Below are 20,026 nucleotides of genomic sequence, written 5' to 3'. Positions count from 1 at the left end.
CAGGAACATTCAATGAATACCGAAGGACTCACGGAAGTTGCAGTAAAAGAAGCTCAACCGGTGGTCGAGCAAATCACCGAGACCCCGCCGGAACTGGAGCCTGCGCCACCCGCGCCGGTCGCTGAACCTGTCGCGGCGGCACCAGTGATTGCGATACCGGGCCTGGATGACAGCAGCCTGTACATCCACCGTGAGCTTTCGCAACTGCAATTCAATATCCGCGTGCTGGAACAGGCGCTGGACGAGTCCTATCCGTTGCTGGAACGCCTGAAGTTCCTGCTGATTTTCTCCAGCAACCTTGACGAATTCTTTGAAATTCGCGTCGCCGGCCTGAAGAAGCAGATTACCTTCGCCCGTGAACAAGCCGGTGCTGACGGCTTGCAGCCGCATCAAGCGCTGGCGCGGATCAGCGAGCTGGTTCACGGTCACGTTGACCGTCAGTACGCGATCCTCAACGACATCCTGTTGCCGGAGCTGGAAAAGCATCAGGTGCGCTTTATTCGTCGCCGCCACTGGACGACCAAGATCAAAACCTGGGTGCGCCGCTATTTCCGCGACGAGATCGCGCCGATCATCACCCCGATCGGCCTCGACCCGACGCACCCGTTCCCGTTGCTGGTGAACAAGAGTCTGAACTTCATCGTCGAGCTCGAAGGCATCGATGCCTTCGGTCGCGATTCCGGTCTGGCGATCATCCCGGCACCGCGTTTGCTGCCACGAATCATCAAGGTGCCGGAAGAAGTCGGCGGCCCGGGTGACAACTATGTGTTCCTGTCGTCGATGATCCACGCCCACGCCGATGACCTGTTCCAGGGCATGAAGGTAAAAGGCTGCTATCAGTTCCGCCTGACCCGAAATGCCGACCTGGCGCTCGATTCCGAAGACGTCGAAGACCTGGCCCGCGCCCTGCGTGGCGAGCTGTTCTCGCGTCGTTACGGTGACGCGGTGCGTCTGGAAGTCGCTGACACCTGCCCGAAACACCTCTCGGACTACCTGCTCAAGCAGTTCAACCTGAGCGAGAGCGAGCTGTATCAGGTCAACGGCCCGGTCAACCTGACGCGGCTGTTCAGCATCACCGGTCTGGACAGTCATCCGGAGCTGCAATACACGCCGTTCACCCCGCAGATCCCGAAACTGCTGCAGAACAGCGAAAACATTTTCAGCGTGGTCAGCAAGCAGGACATCCTGCTGCTGCACCCGTTCGAGTCGTTCACCCCGGTGGTCGACCTCCTGCGTCAGGCGGCGAAAGACCCGCACGTGCTCGCTGTGCGCCAGACGCTGTACCGCTCCGGTGCCAACTCCGAGATCGTCGATGCGCTGGTGGATGCCGCGCGTAACGGCAAGGAAGTGACGGCAGTCATCGAGCTGCGTGCACGGTTCGACGAAGAGTCCAACCTGCAACTGGCCAGCCGTCTGCAAGCGGCCGGTGCGGTGGTGATCTACGGCGTGGTCGGCTTCAAGACCCACGCCAAGATGATGCTGATCCTGCGTCGCGAGGCCGGCGAGATCGTCCGTTACGCGCACCTCGGCACCGGGAACTATCACGCCGGTAACGCCAAGCTCTACACCGACTACAGCCTGCTGACCTCCGACGATGCCTTGTGCGAAGACGTCGGCAAACTGTTCAGCCAGTTGATCGGCATGGGTAAAACCCTGCGCATGAAGAAGCTGCTGCATGCGCCCTTCACCCTGAAGAAGGGCATGCTCGACATGATCACCCGCGAGACGCAATTTGCGCTCGACGGCAAACCGGCGCACATCATCGCCAAGTTCAACTCGCTGACCGATCCGAAGATCATCCGCGCGCTGTACAAGGCCAGCCAGTCCGGCGTGCGCATCGATCTGGTGGTGCGCGGCATGTGCTGCCTGCGTCCGGGCATCGCCGGTGTTTCGCACAACATCCATGTGCGCTCGATCATCGGCCGATTCCTGGAACACACCCGCGTGTTCTACTTCCTCAATGGCGGCGATGAGCAGATGTTCCTCTCCAGCGCCGACTGGATGGAGCGCAACCTCGACAAGCGCGTCGAGACTTGCTTCCCGGTAGAAGGCAAGAAGCTGCTGACCCGGGTGAAGAAAGAACTGGAGCTGTATTTGACTGACAATACCCACAGCTGGAGTTTGCAGTCGGATGGTCGTTATATTCGCAACACGCCGACCGGCAACCAGAACCCGCGCAGTGCGCAGGCGACGTTGCTGGAGCGGTTGGGTAGCCCGATCTTGCCGGTGAGCAGTTGAGGCCTTGAAGGTCAAAAGCCCCTCACCCTAACCCTCTCCCAGAGGGAGAGGGGACTGACCGGGTTGGATGGGCGAGTTACGCCGACCTGAACTACCGAGTCGAACTCAGGCCTTGAAGCCAACGGAGATCGGCTCCCTCTCCCTCGGGAGAGGGCTGGGGTGAGGGGGAAGGCCCACCTCCAATTTCAAGCCGAACCCAATAAAAAAGGCGATCCCTGTGGATCGCCTTTTTTGTGCCTGCCCGACTCAGTGGACGGTAAGGACGATACCAACCCGCGTCAGCCAATCCGCCTCAAGCCCGAAATCCGCCTGAGTCAGCTGGTTCTCATCCAGCCAGTTCTCCGGGAATTCCACATCGAGGGTGTTGCCCTTGGCATGCAGCACCACCTGCGGCATCGCCTGAGTACCGCGAATGTGGTGGAACAGGATCGCAAAGCGCAGCAGCACACAGAGGCGAATCAGCTTGTCGCCGTCGTCGCCGAAATCGGCAAACTTGTCCTTGGGAATGTTGCGGCGATGACCACGCACCAATAGCGCGAGCATCTGTTGGTCTTCGCGGGAGAACCCGGCGAGGTCCGAGTGTTCGATCAGGTAAGCACCGTGTTTGTGGTAGTGATAGTGCGCGATGTCGAGACCGACTTCGTGCACTTTCGCTGCCCAACCGAGGAGTTCGCGCCAGATGCCGTCGTCCAGCTCCCAGTCCACTGCCACCTGGTCAAACGCGTGCAAGGCTTTGCGCTCAACCCGCGCCGCCTGTTCCAGGTCGACGTGGTAACGCTCCATCAGCGAGGTCAGGGTGCGCTCGCGCACGTCTTCATGATGATGACGGCCGAGCAGGTCGTAGAGCACGCCTTCACGCAGAGCGCCGTCGCAGTGGTCCATGCGTTGCAGTTCGAGGGCGTCGAAAATCGCTTCGAGAATCGCCAGACCCGCCGGGAAGATTGTCCGGCGATCAGGCTTGATGCCTTCGAAATCGATCTTGTCGACGTCACCGAGCTTGAACAGGCGGCGCTTGAGCCACGCCAGGCCTTCGGCATTCACTTCGCCAGTGCCGTGACCGCCGGCCTTCAGCGCCAGGCCGATGGCACGGATGGTGCCCGAGGAGCCGATGGCTTCATCCCAGGTCAGGCGATGCAGGGCGTGTTCGATGCTCATGATCTCCAGCCGCGCCGCGGTATACGCCTGGGCGTAGCGGGCCGGGGTGATCTTGCCGTCCTTGAAGTAGCGTTGAGTGAAGCTGACACAGCCCATTTGCAGGCTTTCGCGCAACAATGGCTCAAAGCGCTGGCCAATGATGAATTCGGTACTGCCGCCGCCGATATCGGCGACCAAACGTTTGCCCGGGGTGTCGGCGAGGGTGTGCGACACGCCCAGATAAATCAGGCGCGCTTCTTCACGGCCGGAAATGACTTCCACCGGATGACCTAGGATTTCTTCGGCGCGGTGGATGAATTCGAGGCGGTTGCGCGCTTCACGCAGGGCGTTGGTGCCGACGATGCGCACGGCGCCCAGCGGCATACCGTTGATCAGTTGGGCAAAACGCTTGAGGCAATCGAGGCCGCGTTGCATCGATTCTTCGTTGAGATGGCGCTCATCGTCGATGCCGGCGGCAAGTTGAACCTTCTCGCCGAGGCGTTCGAGAATGCGGATTTCACCGTTCTGGGCCTTGGCCACGACCATGTGAAAGCTGTTCGAGCCCAGGTCGATTGCGGCGATCAGGGACAGATTCTTGGCTTGGGATTGCGGCATGGTCAGGGGGTCTCGGTCGATAACCCCGTCATCGTGCCACGATCAAACGCTGGCGCCAACGCGCATGGTTCAAACCGCCGGAGCGCGCACCCCGAACCTGATCGTTCCCACGCTCTGCGTGGGAATGCCTCACCGGACGCTCTGCGTCCGCTTTTGGGACGCGGAGCGTCCCTGGCTGTATTCCCACGCGGAGCGTGGGAACGATCAGGATGAGGCAGATTCAGGCTGTCGCTTCCACCGTGCCAATAAAGTTCGCCAGCTCTGCCGTCTGCGGATGGGCAAACAACACCTTCGGATCCCCCACCTCATGGACTTTGCCATGATGCATGAACACGAGTTTGTCGCCGACCTCGCGGGCAAAGCGCATTTCATGGGTGACCATGATCAGCGTCATACCTTCCTTGGCCAGTTGCCGCACCACGCTGAGCACTTCATTGACCAGTTCCGGGTCGAGCGCCGAGGTGATTTCATCGCAAAGCAACACTTTTGGCGACATCGCCAGCGCCCGGGCAATCGCCACACGCTGTTGCTGGCCCCCAGACAACCGATCCGGGAAGGCATCGAACTTTTCCCCGAGCCCCACGCGCTCCAGCATCTCCCTGGCCAGCTCCGCAGCCTTGGCTTTCGGCACTTTCTGTACCACCTGCGGCGCGAGCATGACGTTTTCGCCCACGGTCAGGTGCGGGAACAGGTTGAACTGCTGAAACACCATGCCGACTTTCTGCCGCAGGCTGCGCAGATCGGCGCGGGCGGCGTCGAGGTATTCCCCGTCGACTTCGATCACGCCGTCATTGATCGATTCCAGACCATTGAGGGTGCGCAGCAGGGTGGATTTGCCCGAGCCGCTGCGGCCGATGATCGCCACCACTTGGCCTTCTTCGACACTGAGGTCGATGCCTTTGAGCACGTGGTGATCGCCGTAATATTTATGCAGGGCGGAAATTCTAAGCAGAGGCATGCAGTCTCCTTTCCAGGTAGCGCGCACTGAGGGACAAGGGGTAGCAGAGCAGGAAGTAGCCGAGGGCGACGAGGCCGTAGACCATGAACGGTTCAAACGTGGCGTTGGCGAGCATGCCGCCGGTCTTGGTCAGTTCGGTGAAGCCGATGATCGAGGTCACGGCGGTGCCCTTGACCACTTGCACCGAGAAGCCCACGGTCGGCGCCACAGCGATGCGCAGTGCTTGCGGCAGGATCACGTAGCGCAGTTGTTCCAGCGGATTCAGCGCCAGACTCGCCGAGGCTTCCCACTGGCCATGGGCGATCGACTCGACGCAGCCGCGCCAGATCTCCGCCAGATAAGCGCTGGTAAACAAGGTCAGGGCAATCGCTGCGGCCATCCACGGCGAGATTTCGATCCCGGCCAGCGCCACGCCGAAGAACACCAGAAACAACTGCATCAACAGCGGCGTGCCCTGAAACAGCTCGATCCAGGTGCGGGCGATGCTGCTCGGCACAGAGTTTTTCGAGATGCGCATGACCAGGATCAGCAGCCCGACGATCCCGCCACCAATGAACGCCACCAGCGACAGCGCCAGTGTCCATTGCAGGCCGGTGAGCAGGTTGCGCAGGATGTCCCAAAAGGTGAAATCGCTCATGCGCGGCTCCCGCTTCGACTGATATAGCGTCGGCCAATCCAGTTCAGCAACTGGCGAATCAGCAGCGCCATGCACAGGTAGATCAGCGTGGTCAGCGCATAGGTTTCAAAGGCGCGGAAGTTGCGCGACTGAATGAAGTTGGCGGCAAAACTCAGCTCTTCGGTGGCGATTTGCGAACACACCGCCGAGCCGAGCATGACGATGATGATCTGGCTGCTCAGGGCCGGCCAGACCTTGCCCAGTGCCGGCAGCAGCACCACGTGGCGGAACGCCTCGAAACGCGTCATCGCCAATGCCGCTGCGGCTTCCAGCTGTCCGCGCGGGATTGCCTGAATGCCGGCGCGAATAATTTCCGTCGAATAAGCACCGAGGTTGATCACCATCGCCAGCACCGCCGCTTGCCACTCGGAAATCTGCACGCCCAGCGACGGCAGGCCGAAGAAGATAAAGAACAACTGCACCAGAAACGGCGTGTTGCGGATCAACTCGACGTAGACGCCGAAGATTGCCGAGAACGGGCGGATGTTCCACGCCCGCACCAAAGCCCCGACAACTCCGACACCGACCCCGAGCAGCGCACCGATGGCCGTCAGCTCAAGGGTGAACAGCGCCCCGCGCAGCAACAGGTCGGTGTTTTCCACCACCGGCATGAAATCGAACTGATAAGCCATGAAGGTCTCCCGCGCAGTCGATCAGAGATCGGCCGGCAGCGGCTCTTTCAGCCAGGTCTGCGAGTTCTTTTCCAGTGCGCCGTCAGCCTTGGCGGTGGTCAGGATGTCGTTGACCTTGGCCAGCAGCGCCGCTTCGTTCTTGTTCACGCCAACGTAGACCGGCGAATCCTTGAGCTTCACTTTCAGCGCAGGGACGCGTTTCGGGTTCTTTTCGCTGATCGCGACCATCACCACGTTGCCGCTGGCGATCAGATCAACCTGGCCGGCGAGGTAGGCGGCGATGGTCGAGTTGTTATCTTCGAAGCGCTTGATGGTCACGCCTTCGGGGGCTACCTTGGTCAGTTCGATGTCTTCGATGGCGCCACGGGTGACGCTGATGGTCTTGCCCTTGAGGTCGTCGAGGCTGGCGATGGCTGCATCTGGCGGGCCGAACACGGCGAGGTAGAACGGCGCATAAGCACGGGAGAAGTCGATGACTTTTTCGCGCTCAGGGTTTTTGCCGAGGCTGGAGATCACCAGATCGACTTTGCCGGTGGTCAGGAACGGGATGCGGTTGGTGCTATTCACCGGGGTCAGTTCGAGTTTGACCTTGAGCTGGTCCGCCAGCAGTTTTGCCGTGTCGATATCGAGGCCGCGCGGTTTCATGTCCGGGCCGACCGAGCCGAATGGCGGGAAGTCCTGGGGCACGGCGACTTTCAGCGTGCCGCGTTTGACCACGTCGTCGAGACCGTCGGCGTGCGCGGGGGCCTGGCTGAGCAACAGGCTGGAAAACAGAGCGGCGAGGAGGGCGCTGTAACGCTTGGTCATGGACAATCTCCGGATCGGCGGGAAGTGATTTCTGCGATCGGACAGAGCATGGGCCGTGCCAATACACCGGTTTCGACGCGGCAGACCGCGGTTTCAGCGGCTTTGTTCGGTCTTACTGGTCTGAACAGTCAGGTTGTTTTTCGCACTGCCATGGCGCACCGGTGTGGTTCGCCGAACCCTGCTGGGGCACGACTTGCCGGACTCGGCGAATAGCTTTACAACTAGCCGCACATTGGCCTGGCGCGTCTGAAAAACCATGAACTCGATTTCCCGTGCGGTACCCGAAGTGGCGCTGCAAGCGATCCGCAAACTGATCACTGAGCAGGGTTTCGGTGCGGGCGATGCGTTGCCGTCGCAACGGGACCTGGCGCTGCAACTGGGCGTCAGCCGGGCGTCGTTGCGTGAGGCGTTGTCCTCGCTGAGTGCGCTGGGTGTGGTCAGTATTCAGCCGGGCAAAGGCGTGTTCGTGCAGTCGCCCGTAGAGTTGCCGCGTGGCGCGCAGGCACCGGGCTGGCCATTTGCGGCGCAAGCGTCACCGCTGGATATCTTTCAGTTGCGCTATGCGCTGGAAGGCTTCGCCGCAGGGCTGGCGGCGGTCACGTTAAGCACGTTCGATCTGGATGCGCTCGAAGACAACGTTGCGGCCATGCGTGACCAATTGAGGGCTGGTGACTTTGAGGCAGCAGCAAAACTGGACTTCGAATTCCACCGCCGAATCCTCTTGGCCAGCGGCAATCAGGCGATGTTGAGCATCCTCACTGCCAGCGCCGAGATCTTTCTCGAGAGCCAGAAACTACCGTTCATCCGCACCGAACGCGCCATGGAAACCTGGCAGGAACACCGCAAGATCCTCCGGGCCCTTACACGCCGCGCCTCCGGTGCTGCACAAAAAGCCATGCAGGAACACGTGCGCAACGCCGCCCTGCGTACCGGAATTGCTTTCATTGCCCCCGCCACGACGTGACTTGAGCTATACCCAAACTCATCGAGTGCCATAGCAAGACTCAATCAACTGCGGCTTCCTGAACAGGGGAAGGGCGGCTATGATGGGCCACGTTTTTTTGCTTACAACCTGGAGAATTCCATGAGCAGCGATCTTATCAAACACGTTAGCGACGCTAGCTTCGAAGCCGACGTACTCAAGGCCGAAGGCGCTGTCCTGGTCGATTACTGGGCTGAATGGTGCGGTCCTTGCAAAATGATCGCTCCGGTTCTGGACGAGATTGCCGAGACTTACAAAGGCAAGCTGACCGTTGCCAAACTGAACATCGACGAAAACCAGGAAACCCCGGCCAAGCACGGCGTGCGTGGTATCCCGACCCTGATGCTGTTCAAGAACGGCAACGTTGAAGCGACCAAAGTCGGCGCCCTGTCGAAGTCGCAACTGGCGGCTTTCCTCGACGCCAACATCTAAGCGTCGCTGTAAAGTGCCTGAAAAAAAGCCCCGCAAATTAGCGGGGCTTTTTGCGTATTCAGGGCTAGACGCTCCGAAACTCAGGTGGTACATTCGGCCCCGCACTGGTTTCTCCATTGCCCCCTGCTAGCCGTCGCCGACGCACTCCTTTTCGAATTAGTTCGCGATCCTGTCGCCTTCTCCGCGGCGCGGCCTCATTAAGCCAAAAGCTTAATTTCCCCCCTCCATAAATGATTACGTCATTCCTATATGAATCTGACTGAACTCAAGCAAAAGCCGATTACCGAACTGCTCGAATTGGCCGAACAGATGGGCATAGAAAATATGGCCCGTTCGCGCAAGCAGGACGTGATTTTCTCCCTGCTGAAAAAGCACGCGAAAAGCGGCGAGGAAATCTCCGGTGATGGCGTGCTGGAGATTCTCCAGGACGGCTTCGGCTTCCTGCGCTCCGCTGACGCTTCCTACCTGGCCGGCCCGGACGATATCTACGTCTCGCCAAGCCAGATCCGCCGTTTCAACTTGCGCACCGGTGACACCATCGTTGGCAAGATCCGCCCTCCGAAGGAAGGCGAGCGGTATTTCGCCCTGCTCAAGGTCGACACGATCAACTTCGATCGTCCCGAGAACGCGAAAAACAAGATTCTCTTCGAGAACCTGACTCCGCTGTTCCCGACCGTGCGCATGAAGATGGAAGCCGGTAACGGCTCCACCGAAGACTTGACCGGTCGTGTCATCGACCTGTGCGCCCCGATCGGCAAAGGCCAGCGTGGTCTGATCGTTGCACCGCCGAAAGCCGGTAAAACGATCATGCTGCAGAACATCGCCGCGAACATCGCCCGTAACAACCCTGAAGTTCACCTGATCGTGCTGCTGATCGACGAACGTCCGGAAGAAGTAACCGAAATGCAGCGCACCGTGCGCGGCGAAGTGGTTGCCTCGACCTTCGACGAGCCGCCGACCCGTCACGTACAGGTAGCCGAAATGGTGATCGAGAAGGCCAAGCGCCTGGTCGAGCACAAGAAAGACGTGGTGATCCTGCTCGACTCCATCACCCGTCTGGCCCGTGCCTACAACACCGTGATCCCGAGCTCCGGCAAGGTATTGACCGGAGGTGTCGATGCCCACGCCCTCGAGAAGCCAAAGCGTTTCTTCGGTGCCGCGCGTAACATCGAAGAAGGCGGCTCGCTGACCATTATCGCCACCGCGCTGGTTGAAACCGGCTCGAAGATGGACGAAGTGATCTACGAAGAGTTCAAGGGTACCGGCAACATGGAACTGCCTCTGGATCGTAAGATCGCCGAGAAGCGTGTGTTCCCGGCCATCAACATCAACCGCTCCGGCACCCGCCGCGAAGAGTTGCTGACCGCCGACGACGAACTGCAGCGTATGTGGATCCTGCGCAAGCTGCTGCACCCGATGGACGAAGTGGCTGCCATCGAGTTCCTGGTCGACAAGCTGAAGACGACCAAGACCAACGACGAGTTCTTCTTGTCGATGAAGCGTAAGTAATACACACGCTGTAAAAAAGAACGCTCCCGAAAGGGGGCGTTTTTTTTGCGTACGCGCCGCATAACTTTCGTAACGCGCTACTGTCCTTGTCTGGAGCGGTTTGTACCTACAAGGATAAGAAAGGTTATGCACACGTTTGGCAATCGCCGTGATATCGACGGATTACGGGCGCTGGCGGTTATTCCCGTCGTCCTGTTTCATTTCGGATTCAACACATTCAGCGGCGGCTTTGTCGGCGTTGATGTGTTCTTCGTCATTTCCGGTTTTCTGATCACTTCAATCCTGTTTCGTGAAATCAGCGCGCAGCGCTTCAGCTTCCTCGACTTCTGGGGGCGTCGCGCCCGACGCATCCTGCCGGCGTTGACTGTGGTTGTGGTGGTGACGCTGGCATTAGGCTGGCTGTTGCTGACGGCCAAGGACCTTGCCGAACTGGGGCGAACGATTCGTTACCAGTCGCTGTTCATTTCCAACATCCTGTTCATGCGTGAAGACGGCTACTTTGCGCCGGCGTCGGAACTCAAGCCGTTGCTGCATACCTGGTCGCTGGCGGTGGAAGAGCAGTACTACATCTTCTTCCCGTTGATGATGGTCTTGCTGATGCGCTACCTCCGTCATTGGCGCTGGATGCTGTTCGCCGTGCTGCTGGTGTCGTTCGGCCTGAACATCATCTACATCGAACGCCGGCCGGAGTTTGCCTTTTTCTCGTTGCCGACCCGCGCGTGGGAGCTGCTCTGCGGGGCCATGCTGGCGGTAATACCCGTGCCTAAGCATGTTGCGCGGCCATGGCTGCGGCAGTCCGTTGGCCTTGTCGGGCTTGCGGCGGTGCTGGTGGCGGTGTTTACCTTCGACAAAACCACAGTGTTCCCGGGTTGGGCGGCGCTGTTGCCGGTATTGGGCACGACGGCGCTGATCTGGTCGGGTGCACAGGGCCCAACGTGGGCGGGCCGGTTGTTGAGTATCCGGGTTCTGGTGTGGATCGGCTTGCTCTCCTATTCGCTGTATCTGTGGCATTGGCCGGTTTACGTGTATGCCAATGCGATCTCCATCGACGGTATCCAGCCGCTGGAAGCGCTCGGTTGGATGGCCCTGGCATTGGCGCTGGCCTGGCTGAGCCTGCGCTATATCGAACTACCCTTCCGTGAAAAGCGTGTATTCGCCAGCCGTAACTCAGTGTTGATAGGAGGTTTGGTGTCGATCGCCGTGCTGGCGATTACCGGTTCGGCCATTCGTTCGGCAGACGGCGTGCCGCAGCGCCTGACCGGCAAGGCACTGGAATATGCGCAATCGCGCGAGTGGAATGCGGGGCAGTCGAACTGCATGCACTTGAGCACGGACAAGGCACTGACCAAATCCTGCCTTGTGGGTGGTGATCAACATATAACGGCGACGAAAATGTTCTGGGGCGACAGTCACGCCGCCGCGTTGTTGCCAGCCATCGAAGGCAATGCCGGGCGCAACGTGCAGCCGGTGTGGCTGTACAGCTTGACCGGGTGCCCGCCGATCATCGATGACCACTTACGCCCTCAGTGCAAAGACTTCAACCAGCGCAACATGGACCGCGTCAGGAGTCTGGGGATCAAGGACGTGGTGTTGGCGGCGAACTGGAGCCTGTACGTTTATGGTCGTGAAGACGGCGATGGCGATATACAGTTCCTGCTTGATCGCAAGGACAACCCGCGCCAGGCAGAGCAGCGCATGGCTGCCGCCCTCAAGGCGCAAGTGGCCGAGTTGCGTGAAGCGGGTGTGCAAGTCTGGCTGTTCAAGGAAGTGCCACTGCAACACAAGAGCTTCATCGACCGTCTGACCAGTCTGGCGCGCATCGGCCGTTCGGCAGAAGGTCTCGGTCGCCCGCTCAACGAACATTTGGCTCGCCAGCAGTTTTTCACTTCGTTGTTCGGCTCGATGAGCGCCGCTGATTCCGGCATTCATGTCATCGATCCGACGCCGCTGATGTGCAAGGACGGCTTGTGCGCCATCGATGTCGATGGCCACTCGCAATACAAGGATGCCGATCATCTTTCGGACGTTGGCAGCGCCAGACTGAGCCCGTTGTTTGCGCCATTGATGCTGGGTACCAGCGACAATTGATTGATGCCAGGCTCTGACGGGCTGCTGTTTGCCCGTCAGAGCAGGTAGGATGTACGCCTATTTTGAGGGTGCCATCGTCAATGAAATTCAAGGATCTTCGGGATTTCGTGCAGCAGCTTGAGCAGCGCGGAGAGTTGAAACGCATCCAGATTCCCGTCTCGCCGGTGCTGGAAATGACCGAGGTGTGCGATCGCACGCTGCGGGCCAAGGGCCCGGCGTTGCTGTTCGAGAAACCCACCGGCTACGACATCCCGGTGCTCGGCAACCTGTTCGGCACGCCTGAACGGGTGGCGATGGGCATGGGCGCCGAATCGGTCAGCGAGCTGCGCGAAATCGGCAAGCTGCTAGCGTTCCTCAAGGAGCCGGAGCCACCGAAGGGCTTGAAAGACGCATGGTCGAAACTGCCGATCTTCCGCAAGATCATCTCGATGGCGCCGAAAGTCGTCAAAGACGCGGTGTGCCAGGAAGTGGTCATCGAAGGCGACGACGTCGATCTGGCCATGCTGCCGGTGCAGACCTGCTGGCCCGGCGACGTCGGCCCGCTGATCACCTGGGGTCTGACCGTCACCAAAGGCCCGAACAAGGATCGCCAGAACCTCGGTATCTACCGTCAGCAAGTGATTGGCCGCAACAAGGTGATCATGCGCTGGCTCAGCCACCGTGGCGGCGCTCTCGACTTCCGCGAGTGGTGCGAGAAGCATCCGGGCCAGCCGTTCCCGGTGTCCGTCGCCCTGGGTGCGGATCCGGCGACCATTCTCGGCGCCGTGACGCCAGTGCCGGACAGCCTGTCCGAATACGCTTTCGCCGGGCTCTTGCGCGGTAACCGCACCGAACTGGTCAAGTGCCGTGGTAACGACCTGCAAGTGCCGGCCACCGCCGAAATCATCCTCGAAGGCGTAATCCACCCGGGCGAGATGGCTGACGAAGGTCCTTACGGCGATCACACCGGTTACTACAACGAAGTCGACAGCTTCCCGGTGTTCACCGTCGAGCGCATCACCCACCGGATCAAACCGATCTACCACAGCACCTACACCGGTCGTCCGCCAGATGAGCCGGCGATCCTCGGCGTTGCGTTGAACGAAGTGTTCGTGCCGATCCTGCAGAAGCAGTTCCCGGAGATCACCGACTTCTACCTGCCGCCGGAAGGCTGTTCGTACCGCATGGCTGTGGTGACGATGAAGAAGTCGTATCCGGGGCACGCCAAGCGCGTGATGCTCGGTGTCTGGTCGTTTTTGCGACAGTTTATGTACACCAAGTTCGTTATCGTCACTGACGACGATATCAACGCCCGTGACTGGAACGACGTGATCTGGGCCATCACTACGCGCATGGACCCCAAGCGCGACACTGTGATGATCGATAACACGCCGATCGACTACCTCGACTTCGCCTCGCCGATCTCAGGGTTAGGTTCGAAAATGGGCCTCGATGCCACCCACAAGTGGCCGGGCGAAACCACTCGCGAGTGGGGCCGTGTGATCGTCAAGGACGACGCCGTCACCCAACGGATCGATGCCATCTGGAATCAGTTAGGAATAGATTGATGCGTGTAACCCTGCAGCCCTCCGGAGCAGTGCTTGAGATACAGCCCGGTGAGCGGATTCTCGACGGCGCGCGGCGTCTGGGCTACGAATGCCCGCAAAGCTGCCGCAACGGTAATTGTCATGTGTGTGCGGCGTTGCTGGTTGAAGGCCGCGTCGCGCAGGATGGCAAAGTGCACGACCACGGCGAGTTCTACACTTGCATAGCCGAGCCGCTGGAAGACTGCATCCTGCTGTGGGATGGCGTGCTCGCGCTGGGAGAACTGCCGGTGCGCAGCCTGTCATGTCAGGTCATCGAATGCCGCGACGTGGGTGGCGACACCTGGCGTGTGCGGCTGCGCGCTCCGGCGGGCAAGCCACCGCGTTATCACGCCGGGCAGTATTTGATGATCGAGCGCGAGAACGGTGAGAAGTCAGCGTTCTCCATGGCCTCGGCACCGCACGGCGGGCGTGATCTTGAAATCCACGTGCTGGCGCGCGAAGCCAGTGCACTGAGCCTGATCGAACAGCTGCAACGCAACGCGATGGTGCGGGTCGAGTTGCCGTTCGGCGATACGCATCTGGCCGAGCTGCCCGACGGGCCGCTGGTGTTGGTTGCCGCCGGCACCGGCATGGGCCAGATTCACGCCCTGATCGAACACTGCCGCGCTAAAGGCTTCAAACACCCGGTGCATCTGTACTGGGGCGTGCGCCGTCCGGAAGATTTCTATGAGATCGAACATTGGGACGAGTGGCTGAAATTACCCAATCTGTTCCTGCATAAAGTCGTCAGCGATCAATGCGGTTGGGAAGGGCGCTGCGGCATGCTGCACGAGGCAGTCTGTGAAGATTTCCCGGATCTGAAACCGCTGCACGTCTACGCCAGCGGCTCGCCGGCCATGGTCTACGGCACTCTGGACGCACTGGTTGAAGCGGGCATGGACGCCCATCAAATGCGCGCCGACGTGTTCGCTTACGCCCCCCGCTCCTGATTCGTTATAACTCGCTATATAGCCGATCGGTATTTATGTAATCGCATAAATACCGCTAGGTTATATATCAATCAGGCAATCAATTAAGAACTGTGCCATGGCACTCAAATTGCCTTAAAACATATGTGCCTTATTGTTACAGCGGTGCGTTCTATTAAGTAATTCTTCACCCGCGGGGAGCTGAACGCTATTCGCCATGAGCGCCATTGAAAACGCTTTTCTGAATTTGAATTACCCTCCGCGGCTCGATCTTGGGCCGCAGCTGACGCACGAACAACTTCTCGCTTCCATGCAATCAACCATGGCGCGCCACAAGGGCGGGCCGGTGTGGCTGTTCGCGTATGGCTCACTGATCTGGCGGCCTGAATGCTCGGCGGTGGAGCGGCTGCGCGGACGCGTGCATGGTTACCATCGCGGTTTGTACCTGTGGTCGCACGAGCATCGCGGCACGCCGGAAATGCCCGGTCTGGTGTTTGGTCTGGATCGCGGCGGTTCGTGCAGTGGCTTCGCCTATCGCTTGCCGGAAGATAATCTCGACGCGGCGCTGTACGCCTTGTGGAAACGCGAGATGCCAGTGCCTTCCTACCGGCCACACTGGCTCAACTGCCGGCTCGAAGATGGCAGTCAGGTTCAGGCGTTGGGATTCGTTTTGGAGCGACACCTGCCCAGCTATGCCGGCAACTTGCCGGATCACGTGCTGAGCCAAGTGTTCGCAAGCGCTTGCGGGCGTTACGGCACCACTCGCGATTATGTCGAGCAGACCGCCCACGCCCTGCGCAGCCACGCCATGCCAGACCGTAATCTGGAGGCGCGGCTCAAGCGCTGTAAATCACAAAGCGATCAAGCGACTGCTTCACGGCTCTGACTGGCGACTTGCTTGTGCCATAGCGTCGGGGCCAGGAAGGCCATCGCCAGCAGGCAAGCGCCCACCAGCAGGACGAAACCGCCGTCCCAGCCAAAATGGTCAACGGTGTAGCCCATCGCCGCACTGGCCGCGACCGAACCACCCAGATAGCCGAACAGGCCGGTGAAACCCGCAGCCGTGCCGGCGGCTTTCTTCGGCGCCAGTTCCAGCGCCTGCAGACCGATCAACATCACCGGGCCGTAGATCAGGAAGCCGATCGAAAACAGCGCGATCATGTCGACGGTCGGGTTACCGGCCGGGTTCAGCCAGTAAACCAGGGTCGCCACGGTCACCAGCGCCATGAACACCATACCGGTCAGGCCACGGTTGCCACGGAAGATCTTGTCCGACATCCAGCCGCACAGCAGCGTGCCCGGAATGCCCGCCCACTCGTAGAAGAAGTAAGCCCACGAAGTTTTATCGACGGTGAAACCCTTGGCTTCTTTCAGGTAGGTCGGCGCCCAGTCCAGTACGCCGTAGCGCAGCAGGTAAACGAAGACGTTAGCCATGGCGATGTACCAGAGCATTTTGTTGCGCAGCACGTATTTGACGAAGATTTCCTTGGCACTGAATTCGTCTTCGTGGCTGGCGTCGTACCCTTCCGGGTAATCGTTCTTGTACTTCTCGATGGGCGGCAGGCCGACCGATTGCGGGGTGTCGCGCATGGTGATGAAGGCAAATACCGCCACGCCCAGCGCCACTGCTGCCGGTACGTAAAACGCCGCGTGCCAGTCGTTGAACAAGCCCATGCCGAGCAGGAACAGCGGGCCGATCAGGCCGCCGCCAACGTTATGCGCCACGTTCCACACGGATACCACGCCACCGCGTTCCTTCTGCGACCACCAGTGCACCATGGTCCGGCCACTTGGCGGCCAGCCCATGCCCTGGGCCCAGCCGTTGATGAACAGCAGGATGAACATCATGGTCACGCTGGACGTTGCCCAAGGCGCGAAACCGAAAATGAACATCACCCCAGCCGAGACCAGCAGGCCGAACGGCAGGAAGTAGCGCGGGTTGGAACGGTCGGACACCAGGCCCATGAGGAATTTCGACAGGCCGTAGGCGATGGCAATCGCCGACATCGCCAGGCCCAGATCGCCACGGCTGTAGCCTTCGTCGATCAGGTACGGCATGGCCAGCGAGAAGTTTTTGCGCAGCAGGTAGTAACCCGCGTAGCCAAAGAAGATACCGGCGAAGATCTGCCAGCGCAGGCGTCGGTACGTGCTGTCTATTTTTTCTTCAGGCAATGGAGCCTGATGTGCGGCAGGACGAAAGAAAGCAAACATTCAAGAGCTCCAGATTTCTTGTTTTGACTGCGGATGCGAATGTTACAGTTTCGTTACCGAAAATAGCACCGGTTCGCATCGAGCAAATAGCGGAAAATGTTGGAAGTCGCGCGTTCCTTTACGAACCTGTCGCTCAGCTGTAAGAACAGGGCGTTTTTGTCGCGCCTGGAATGTTGTGTCTTAGACTCGCGATCTATGGATCGACTGATTTCGCGAGATAAACGATGACCCCGAAAGTTCGCAGGCTATTGCCCAGACTGTTGATGGTCGCAGTGGTGACTGTTTCAGTGTTGGCACTGAGCTTCGCCCAAGGTTCTGCGGCGCCAGGCCTGCGCAATGTCACCGTGTTGATCGTTCGTCATGCGGAAAAGCCTGATGTAGGCCGTGAACTGAATGCCCGGGGCGAACAACGCGCTGCGGCTTATGCCGACTATTTCACGCCGTTGAAACTGGATGGCCAGGCGCTCACCCCTCAGCGTCTGATCGCTACCGCCGACAGCCCGGAAAGTATGCGGCCACGGCAGACACTGATCCCGCTGTCCCAGCGCCTGCAACTGCCCATCGAACAGCCCTGCGCCAATAACCAGGTCGACGAGCTGGTCACTCGGCTGCGCAAGCACAATCAGGCAAAAACCGTGCTGATTGCCTGGCACCACGGCCATATCAACAAACTGATTGCAGCTTTCGGCGGCGATGGCCCGGCGCTGATCGGTCAGGCGAAATGGCCAGTGGATGTGTATGACTGGCTGATTGTTCTGCGCTTCGATGACAAGGGGCAGTTGGTCCAATCTCGTAGTCGGAAGGTTCAGGAACAGTTGATGCCCGGTGACGTTGCAGGCGCAAACGGCAGCTAAACATCCGTCGGAAAAATTACCTGCGACTATTCGCGCAGCGGATTTTCCCGGTTTCCCGAGGGGATCAGGGAAACGTCCTGCATGCAGCGGCGAAGGTGCGCCATTCAGTTAAAAGTCACTGCTCAGTAACCTTTGTGTTGTTGCCGGAGGGGGCAACTCACTAGGGAGGGGCAGGATCATGCGCTGGATTTTTGCTGGGCTTTTGTTGGTAATCGGCGGTTCTGCGCTGGCCTCAGAAGTGTTTTTGATACCGGAAAACAATCCCCAGCCGATTTACCCGCTGGAGCTGCAAAGGGCGGGTGTAACGGGCGAGGTGAAGGTTAGTTTCATTGCCAGTGCGGATGGTTCAGTCAGCGAAATCAGCATTCGAGAGAGCACTCATCCTGACTTGGCCGATGCGGTTCGAGACGCTATAGCGCAGTGGCGTTTCAAGCCTTGGACGGTTGAAGGGAATAAACCTGAACAGCAGGAAATCATCGCGCCAATGATTTTCAGGCTCGATCTGGATCTGCCCATTCACGTCAATCAGCAACTGAAAGCCTTGCGATGCCGTACGGTTAACGAGAACCTCGCCAACATTGCAGAGTACTCATGGATCGATTCGGCGGTATTTGCTCAAACCCGCGCCTATCTCTCGAACGTCTTCCATAAAACTCAGCTACCGGACGCACAACGTCTGGCGATGATTGCCAAGATGAATCGGCAGGTTGAAAAGATCGTCAGGGCTTGTCGGCAGAGTCCGACGCGTAAATTCATAAGCCTGTTACCAGCGGAGATTCGTGAGTTGCTTTGATAACACAGGCCAGAACGACCGAACCGGGCATTCTGGCCTGCATCGAAAGATTACTCAGCGCACTTGCACTACAACCTTGCCCACGGCCTTGCGCTGGCCAAGATCATTGATCGCCTGCGCCGCATTGCTTAGCGGATACACCTGCGATACCAGCGGTTTCAACTTGCCCTCGGCAAACCAGCCGAACAACTGCTGGAAGTTCGCCGCGTTGTCCTGCGGCTGGCGCTGGGCGAAGGAACCCCAGAATACGCCGAGTACCGCCGCGCCTTTGAGCAGGGCGAGGTTTACCGGCAGTTCCGGAATGCGCCCGCTGGCGAAGCCCACCACCAGCAGGCGACCATTCCAGGCGATGGCGCGGATGGCTTGGTCGAACAGATCACCGCCGACCGGGTCGTAAATCACGTCGGCGCCCTGGCCGTCGGTGAGGCGTTTGATTTCGTCCTTGAGGCTGGTTTCGCTGTAGTTGATCAGCTCATCGGCGCCGGCAGCCTTGGCCACGGCGAGCTTCTCCGCGCTGCTGGCGGCAGCGATGACGCGGGCGCCCATGGCTTTGCCGATTTCCACCGCCGCCAGGCCGACGCCGCCGGATGCACCGAGTACCAGCAGGGTTTCCCCCGCTTGCAGGTTGGCGCGTTGTTTAAGGGCGTGCATCGAGGTGCCGTAGGTCATGCTGAACGCGGCGGCGGTGTTGAAATCCATCGACGGTGGAATCGGCAGCACGTTGTAGCCCGGCACCGCGACCTGTTCAGCGAAGCTGCCCCAACCGGTCAGGGCCATGACCCGGTCGCCGACCTTGAGGTGGCTGATCTTTTCCCCGACCTCCGTGACCACGCCAGCCGCTTCACCACCCGGCGAGAACGGGAAGGGTGGCTTGAACTGGTACTTGCCCTCGATGATCAGCGTGTCCGGGAAGTTGACCCCGGCGGCGTGCACCTCCAGGAGGATTTCGTTCTTCTTCGCGACAGGGCTGGCGACGTCTTCCAGCACCAGCGATTCGGCAGGGCCGAAGGCTTTGCACAGCACGGCTTTCATCAGGGCTATTCCTTTGGGAGTGATGGCCGATAAGTGTAGGTGTGTCAGTCAACGGGTCAACGAGCATGCCCGGCCCTGATAGTCAGCCATAAGCTTGTGCTTGCGTGGCGGGTCGTTATGCTAGGCCGCAAACCGGATAAGGAGCGAATTGTGAAAGCGTGGATCATGTTGTTGCTGGCCCTGTCTCTGCCTGTGGCAGCGCTGGCCGAAGAAGCTAAAGAAGGCGAGGCGCCGAAGGTCAACTACATCACCCTGAGCCCGCCGTTCGTGGGCAACTACGGGTTGGACGGCACGCCGAAGCTTAAGGTTTACAAGGCCGATGTGGCATTGCGCGTGACCGGTGAGGAGGCGACCAAACTGGTCAAGGCCAACGAGCCGCTGATCCGTAATCAGCTGGTGGCACTGTTCACCCAGCAGACCACCGAGGCGATGGGCAGCATCGAGGGTAAAGAGAAGCTGCGTCAGGAAGCGTTGAAGCAGACCCAGCAAGTGATGAATGACGAGACCGGCAAGCCGGTGGTTGAGGATCTGTTGTTCAATAACCTGATCATTCAGTAAGTGCGTTGGCTGC

General features: G+C 59.6%; 18 protein-coding genes. 11 read left to right on the top strand and 7 right to left on the bottom strand.

Going from position 1 to position 20,026, the window contains the following annotated elements; genetic code table 11:
* Positions 1-12 precede the first annotated feature (12 nt).
* Positions 13-2,238: a polyphosphate kinase 1 gene (gene ppk1, locus LOY43_RS27450; RefSeq protein ID WP_093429741.1), complete on the top strand. Its 2,226-nt coding sequence runs from the start codon at positions 13-15 to the stop codon at positions 2,236-2,238.
* 246 nt (positions 2,239-2,484) lie between these two features.
* Here the strand turns inward: ppk1 and ppx are convergent, their stop codons facing one another.
* From ppx to LOY43_RS27425, 5 genes are all read right to left on the bottom strand, one after another.
* Positions 2,485-3,987: an exopolyphosphatase gene (ppx, locus tag LOY43_RS27445; RefSeq protein ID WP_093429742.1), complete on the bottom strand. Its 1,503-nt coding sequence runs from the start codon at positions 3,985-3,987 to the stop codon at positions 2,485-2,487.
* Positions 3,988-4,207: 220 nt separating this feature from the next.
* A complete protein-coding gene (locus tag LOY43_RS27440; RefSeq protein WP_095049375.1) occupies positions 4,208-4,945 on the bottom strand; it encodes an amino acid ABC transporter ATP-binding protein in 738 nt (245 codons plus the stop codon).
* On the bottom strand, positions 4,932-5,582 hold the full coding sequence (locus LOY43_RS27435; RefSeq protein WP_095049376.1) for an amino acid ABC transporter permease: 651 nt from the start codon (positions 5,580-5,582) through the stop codon (positions 4,932-4,934). Before LOY43_RS27435 ends, LOY43_RS27440 begins: the two co-directional genes overlap by 14 nt.
* The gene (locus LOY43_RS27430; RefSeq protein WP_095125810.1) at positions 5,579-6,253 is read right to left on the bottom strand and encodes an amino acid ABC transporter permease; all 675 of its coding nucleotides are present in this window, start codon (positions 6,251-6,253) and stop codon (positions 5,579-5,581) included. The genes LOY43_RS27435 and LOY43_RS27430 overlap by 4 nt, the downstream gene beginning before the upstream one ends.
* Before the next feature lie 21 nt (positions 6,254-6,274).
* Complete coding sequence (locus tag LOY43_RS27425; RefSeq protein ID WP_007911166.1) at positions 6,275-7,060, bottom strand: transporter substrate-binding domain-containing protein; 786 nt, start codon at positions 7,058-7,060, stop codon at positions 6,275-6,277.
* Between the two features lie 256 nt (positions 7,061-7,316).
* Here LOY43_RS27425 and LOY43_RS27420 point away from each other — a divergent pair, with 256 nt between their 5' ends.
* The 7 genes from LOY43_RS27420 (at position 7,317) to LOY43_RS27390 (ending at position 15,451) form a co-directional block, all read left to right on the top strand.
* Entirely contained in the window at positions 7,317-8,024 is a 708-nt protein-coding gene (locus LOY43_RS27420) for a FadR/GntR family transcriptional regulator (RefSeq protein ID WP_095049378.1), read from the top strand.
* 120 nt (positions 8,025-8,144) lie between these two features.
* The gene (gene trxA / locus LOY43_RS27415) at positions 8,145-8,474 is read left to right on the top strand and encodes a thioredoxin TrxA (RefSeq protein WP_003206727.1); all 330 of its coding nucleotides are present in this window, start codon (positions 8,145-8,147) and stop codon (positions 8,472-8,474) included.
* A gap of 249 nt (positions 8,475-8,723) precedes the next feature.
* Entirely contained in the window at positions 8,724-9,983 is a 1,260-nt protein-coding gene (rho, locus tag LOY43_RS27410) for a transcription termination factor Rho (protein ID WP_003229334.1), read from the top strand.
* 126 nt (positions 9,984-10,109) lie between these two features.
* Positions 10,110-12,071, top strand: coding sequence for an acyltransferase family protein (locus LOY43_RS27405; RefSeq protein ID WP_258708963.1), 1,962 nt, complete (start codon positions 10,110-10,112; stop codon positions 12,069-12,071).
* An 80-nt stretch (positions 12,072-12,151) separates the two neighbouring features.
* On the top strand, positions 12,152-13,618 hold the full coding sequence (gene ubiD, locus LOY43_RS27400) for a 4-hydroxy-3-polyprenylbenzoate decarboxylase (RefSeq protein WP_095049380.1): 1,467 nt from the start codon (positions 12,152-12,154) through the stop codon (positions 13,616-13,618).
* Positions 13,618-14,586 carry a CDP-6-deoxy-delta-3,4-glucoseen reductase gene (locus LOY43_RS27395; RefSeq protein ID WP_095049381.1) on the top strand — a complete coding sequence of 323 codons (969 nt, stop codon included), beginning with the start codon at positions 13,618-13,620 and terminating at the stop codon, positions 14,584-14,586. The genes ubiD and LOY43_RS27395 overlap by 1 nt, the downstream gene beginning before the upstream one ends.
* A 196-nt stretch (positions 14,587-14,782) precedes the next feature.
* A complete protein-coding gene (locus tag LOY43_RS27390) occupies positions 14,783-15,451 on the top strand; it encodes a gamma-glutamylcyclotransferase (protein WP_099757479.1) in 669 nt (222 codons plus the stop codon).
* Here the strand turns inward: LOY43_RS27390 and glpT are convergent.
* Positions 15,427-16,776 carry a glycerol-3-phosphate transporter gene (gene glpT / locus LOY43_RS27385; protein ID WP_016985912.1) on the bottom strand — a complete coding sequence of 450 codons (1,350 nt, stop codon included), beginning with the start codon at positions 16,774-16,776 and terminating at the stop codon, positions 15,427-15,429. The two genes, LOY43_RS27390 and glpT, sit on opposite strands and share 25 nt — an antisense overlap.
* Before the next feature lie 224 nt (positions 16,777-17,000).
* On the opposite strand from glpT, the gene LOY43_RS27380 reads away from it, so the two are divergent.
* On the top strand, positions 17,001-17,630 hold the full coding sequence (locus LOY43_RS27380) for a flagellar basal body-associated protein FliL (RefSeq protein WP_258708962.1): 630 nt from the start codon (positions 17,001-17,003) through the stop codon (positions 17,628-17,630).
* Positions 17,631-17,808: 178 nt separating this feature from the next.
* On the top strand, positions 17,809-18,423 hold the full coding sequence (locus tag LOY43_RS27375; RefSeq protein ID WP_220557152.1) for an energy transducer TonB: 615 nt from the start codon (positions 17,809-17,811) through the stop codon (positions 18,421-18,423).
* A 54-nt stretch (positions 18,424-18,477) separates the two neighbouring features.
* Here the strand turns inward: LOY43_RS27375 and LOY43_RS27370 are convergent, their stop codons facing one another.
* Complete coding sequence (locus LOY43_RS27370) at positions 18,478-19,455, bottom strand: NADPH:quinone oxidoreductase family protein (RefSeq protein WP_095049385.1); 978 nt, start codon at positions 19,453-19,455, stop codon at positions 18,478-18,480.
* Between the two features lie 150 nt (positions 19,456-19,605).
* On the opposite strand from LOY43_RS27370, the gene LOY43_RS27365 reads away from it, so the two are divergent.
* Positions 19,606-20,013, top strand: coding sequence for a flagellar basal body-associated protein FliL (locus tag LOY43_RS27365; protein ID WP_027610485.1), 408 nt, complete (start codon positions 19,606-19,608; stop codon positions 20,011-20,013).
* Positions 20,014-20,026 lie beyond the last annotated feature (13 nt).

The sequence above is a fragment of the Pseudomonas sp. B21-041 genome (genome assembly GCF_024748675.1).
Classification (GTDB): Bacteria; Pseudomonadota; Gammaproteobacteria; order Pseudomonadales; family Pseudomonadaceae; genus Aquipseudomonas; species Aquipseudomonas neuropathica.
Note: the sequence above shows the minus strand (reverse complement) of the source record. Positions and strands in the feature narration are given on the sequence as shown.

What these genes read in the sequence shown, in the direction of transcription:
- ppk1 (WP_093429741.1), top strand. Translation starts at nt 13, where the DNA reads ATGAATACCGAAGGACTCACGGAAGTTGCAGTAAAAGAAGCTCAACCG.
- ppx (WP_093429742.1), bottom strand. Translation starts at nt 3,987, where the DNA reads ATGCCGCAATCCCAAGCCAAGAATCTGTCCCTGATCGCCGCAATCGAC.
- LOY43_RS27440 (WP_095049375.1), bottom strand. Translation starts at nt 4,945, where the DNA reads ATGCCTCTGCTTAGAATTTCCGCCCTGCATAAATATTACGGCGATCAC.
- LOY43_RS27435 (WP_095049376.1), bottom strand. Translation starts at nt 5,582, where the DNA reads ATGAGCGATTTCACCTTTTGGGACATCCTGCGCAACCTGCTCACCGGC.
- LOY43_RS27430 (WP_095125810.1), bottom strand. Translation starts at nt 6,253, where the DNA reads ATGGCTTATCAGTTCGATTTCATGCCGGTGGTGGAAAACACCGACCTG.
- LOY43_RS27425 (WP_007911166.1), bottom strand. Translation starts at nt 7,060, where the DNA reads ATGACCAAGCGTTACAGCGCCCTCCTCGCCGCTCTGTTTTCCAGCCTG.
- LOY43_RS27420 (WP_095049378.1), top strand. Translation starts at nt 7,317, where the DNA reads ATGAACTCGATTTCCCGTGCGGTACCCGAAGTGGCGCTGCAAGCGATC.
- trxA (WP_003206727.1), top strand. Translation starts at nt 8,145, where the DNA reads ATGAGCAGCGATCTTATCAAACACGTTAGCGACGCTAGCTTCGAAGCC.
- rho (WP_003229334.1), top strand. Translation starts at nt 8,724, where the DNA reads ATGAATCTGACTGAACTCAAGCAAAAGCCGATTACCGAACTGCTCGAA.
- LOY43_RS27405 (WP_258708963.1), top strand. Translation starts at nt 10,110, where the DNA reads ATGCACACGTTTGGCAATCGCCGTGATATCGACGGATTACGGGCGCTG.
- ubiD (WP_095049380.1), top strand. Translation starts at nt 12,152, where the DNA reads ATGAAATTCAAGGATCTTCGGGATTTCGTGCAGCAGCTTGAGCAGCGC.
- LOY43_RS27395 (WP_095049381.1), top strand. Translation starts at nt 13,618, where the DNA reads ATGCGTGTAACCCTGCAGCCCTCCGGAGCAGTGCTTGAGATACAGCCC.
- LOY43_RS27390 (WP_099757479.1), top strand. Translation starts at nt 14,783, where the DNA reads ATGAGCGCCATTGAAAACGCTTTTCTGAATTTGAATTACCCTCCGCGG.
- glpT (WP_016985912.1), bottom strand. Translation starts at nt 16,776, where the DNA reads ATGTTTGCTTTCTTTCGTCCTGCCGCACATCAGGCTCCATTGCCTGAA.
- LOY43_RS27380 (WP_258708962.1), top strand. Translation starts at nt 17,001, where the DNA reads ATGACCCCGAAAGTTCGCAGGCTATTGCCCAGACTGTTGATGGTCGCA.
- LOY43_RS27375 (WP_220557152.1), top strand. Translation starts at nt 17,809, where the DNA reads ATGCGCTGGATTTTTGCTGGGCTTTTGTTGGTAATCGGCGGTTCTGCG.
- LOY43_RS27370 (WP_095049385.1), bottom strand. Translation starts at nt 19,455, where the DNA reads ATGAAAGCCGTGCTGTGCAAAGCCTTCGGCCCTGCCGAATCGCTGGTG.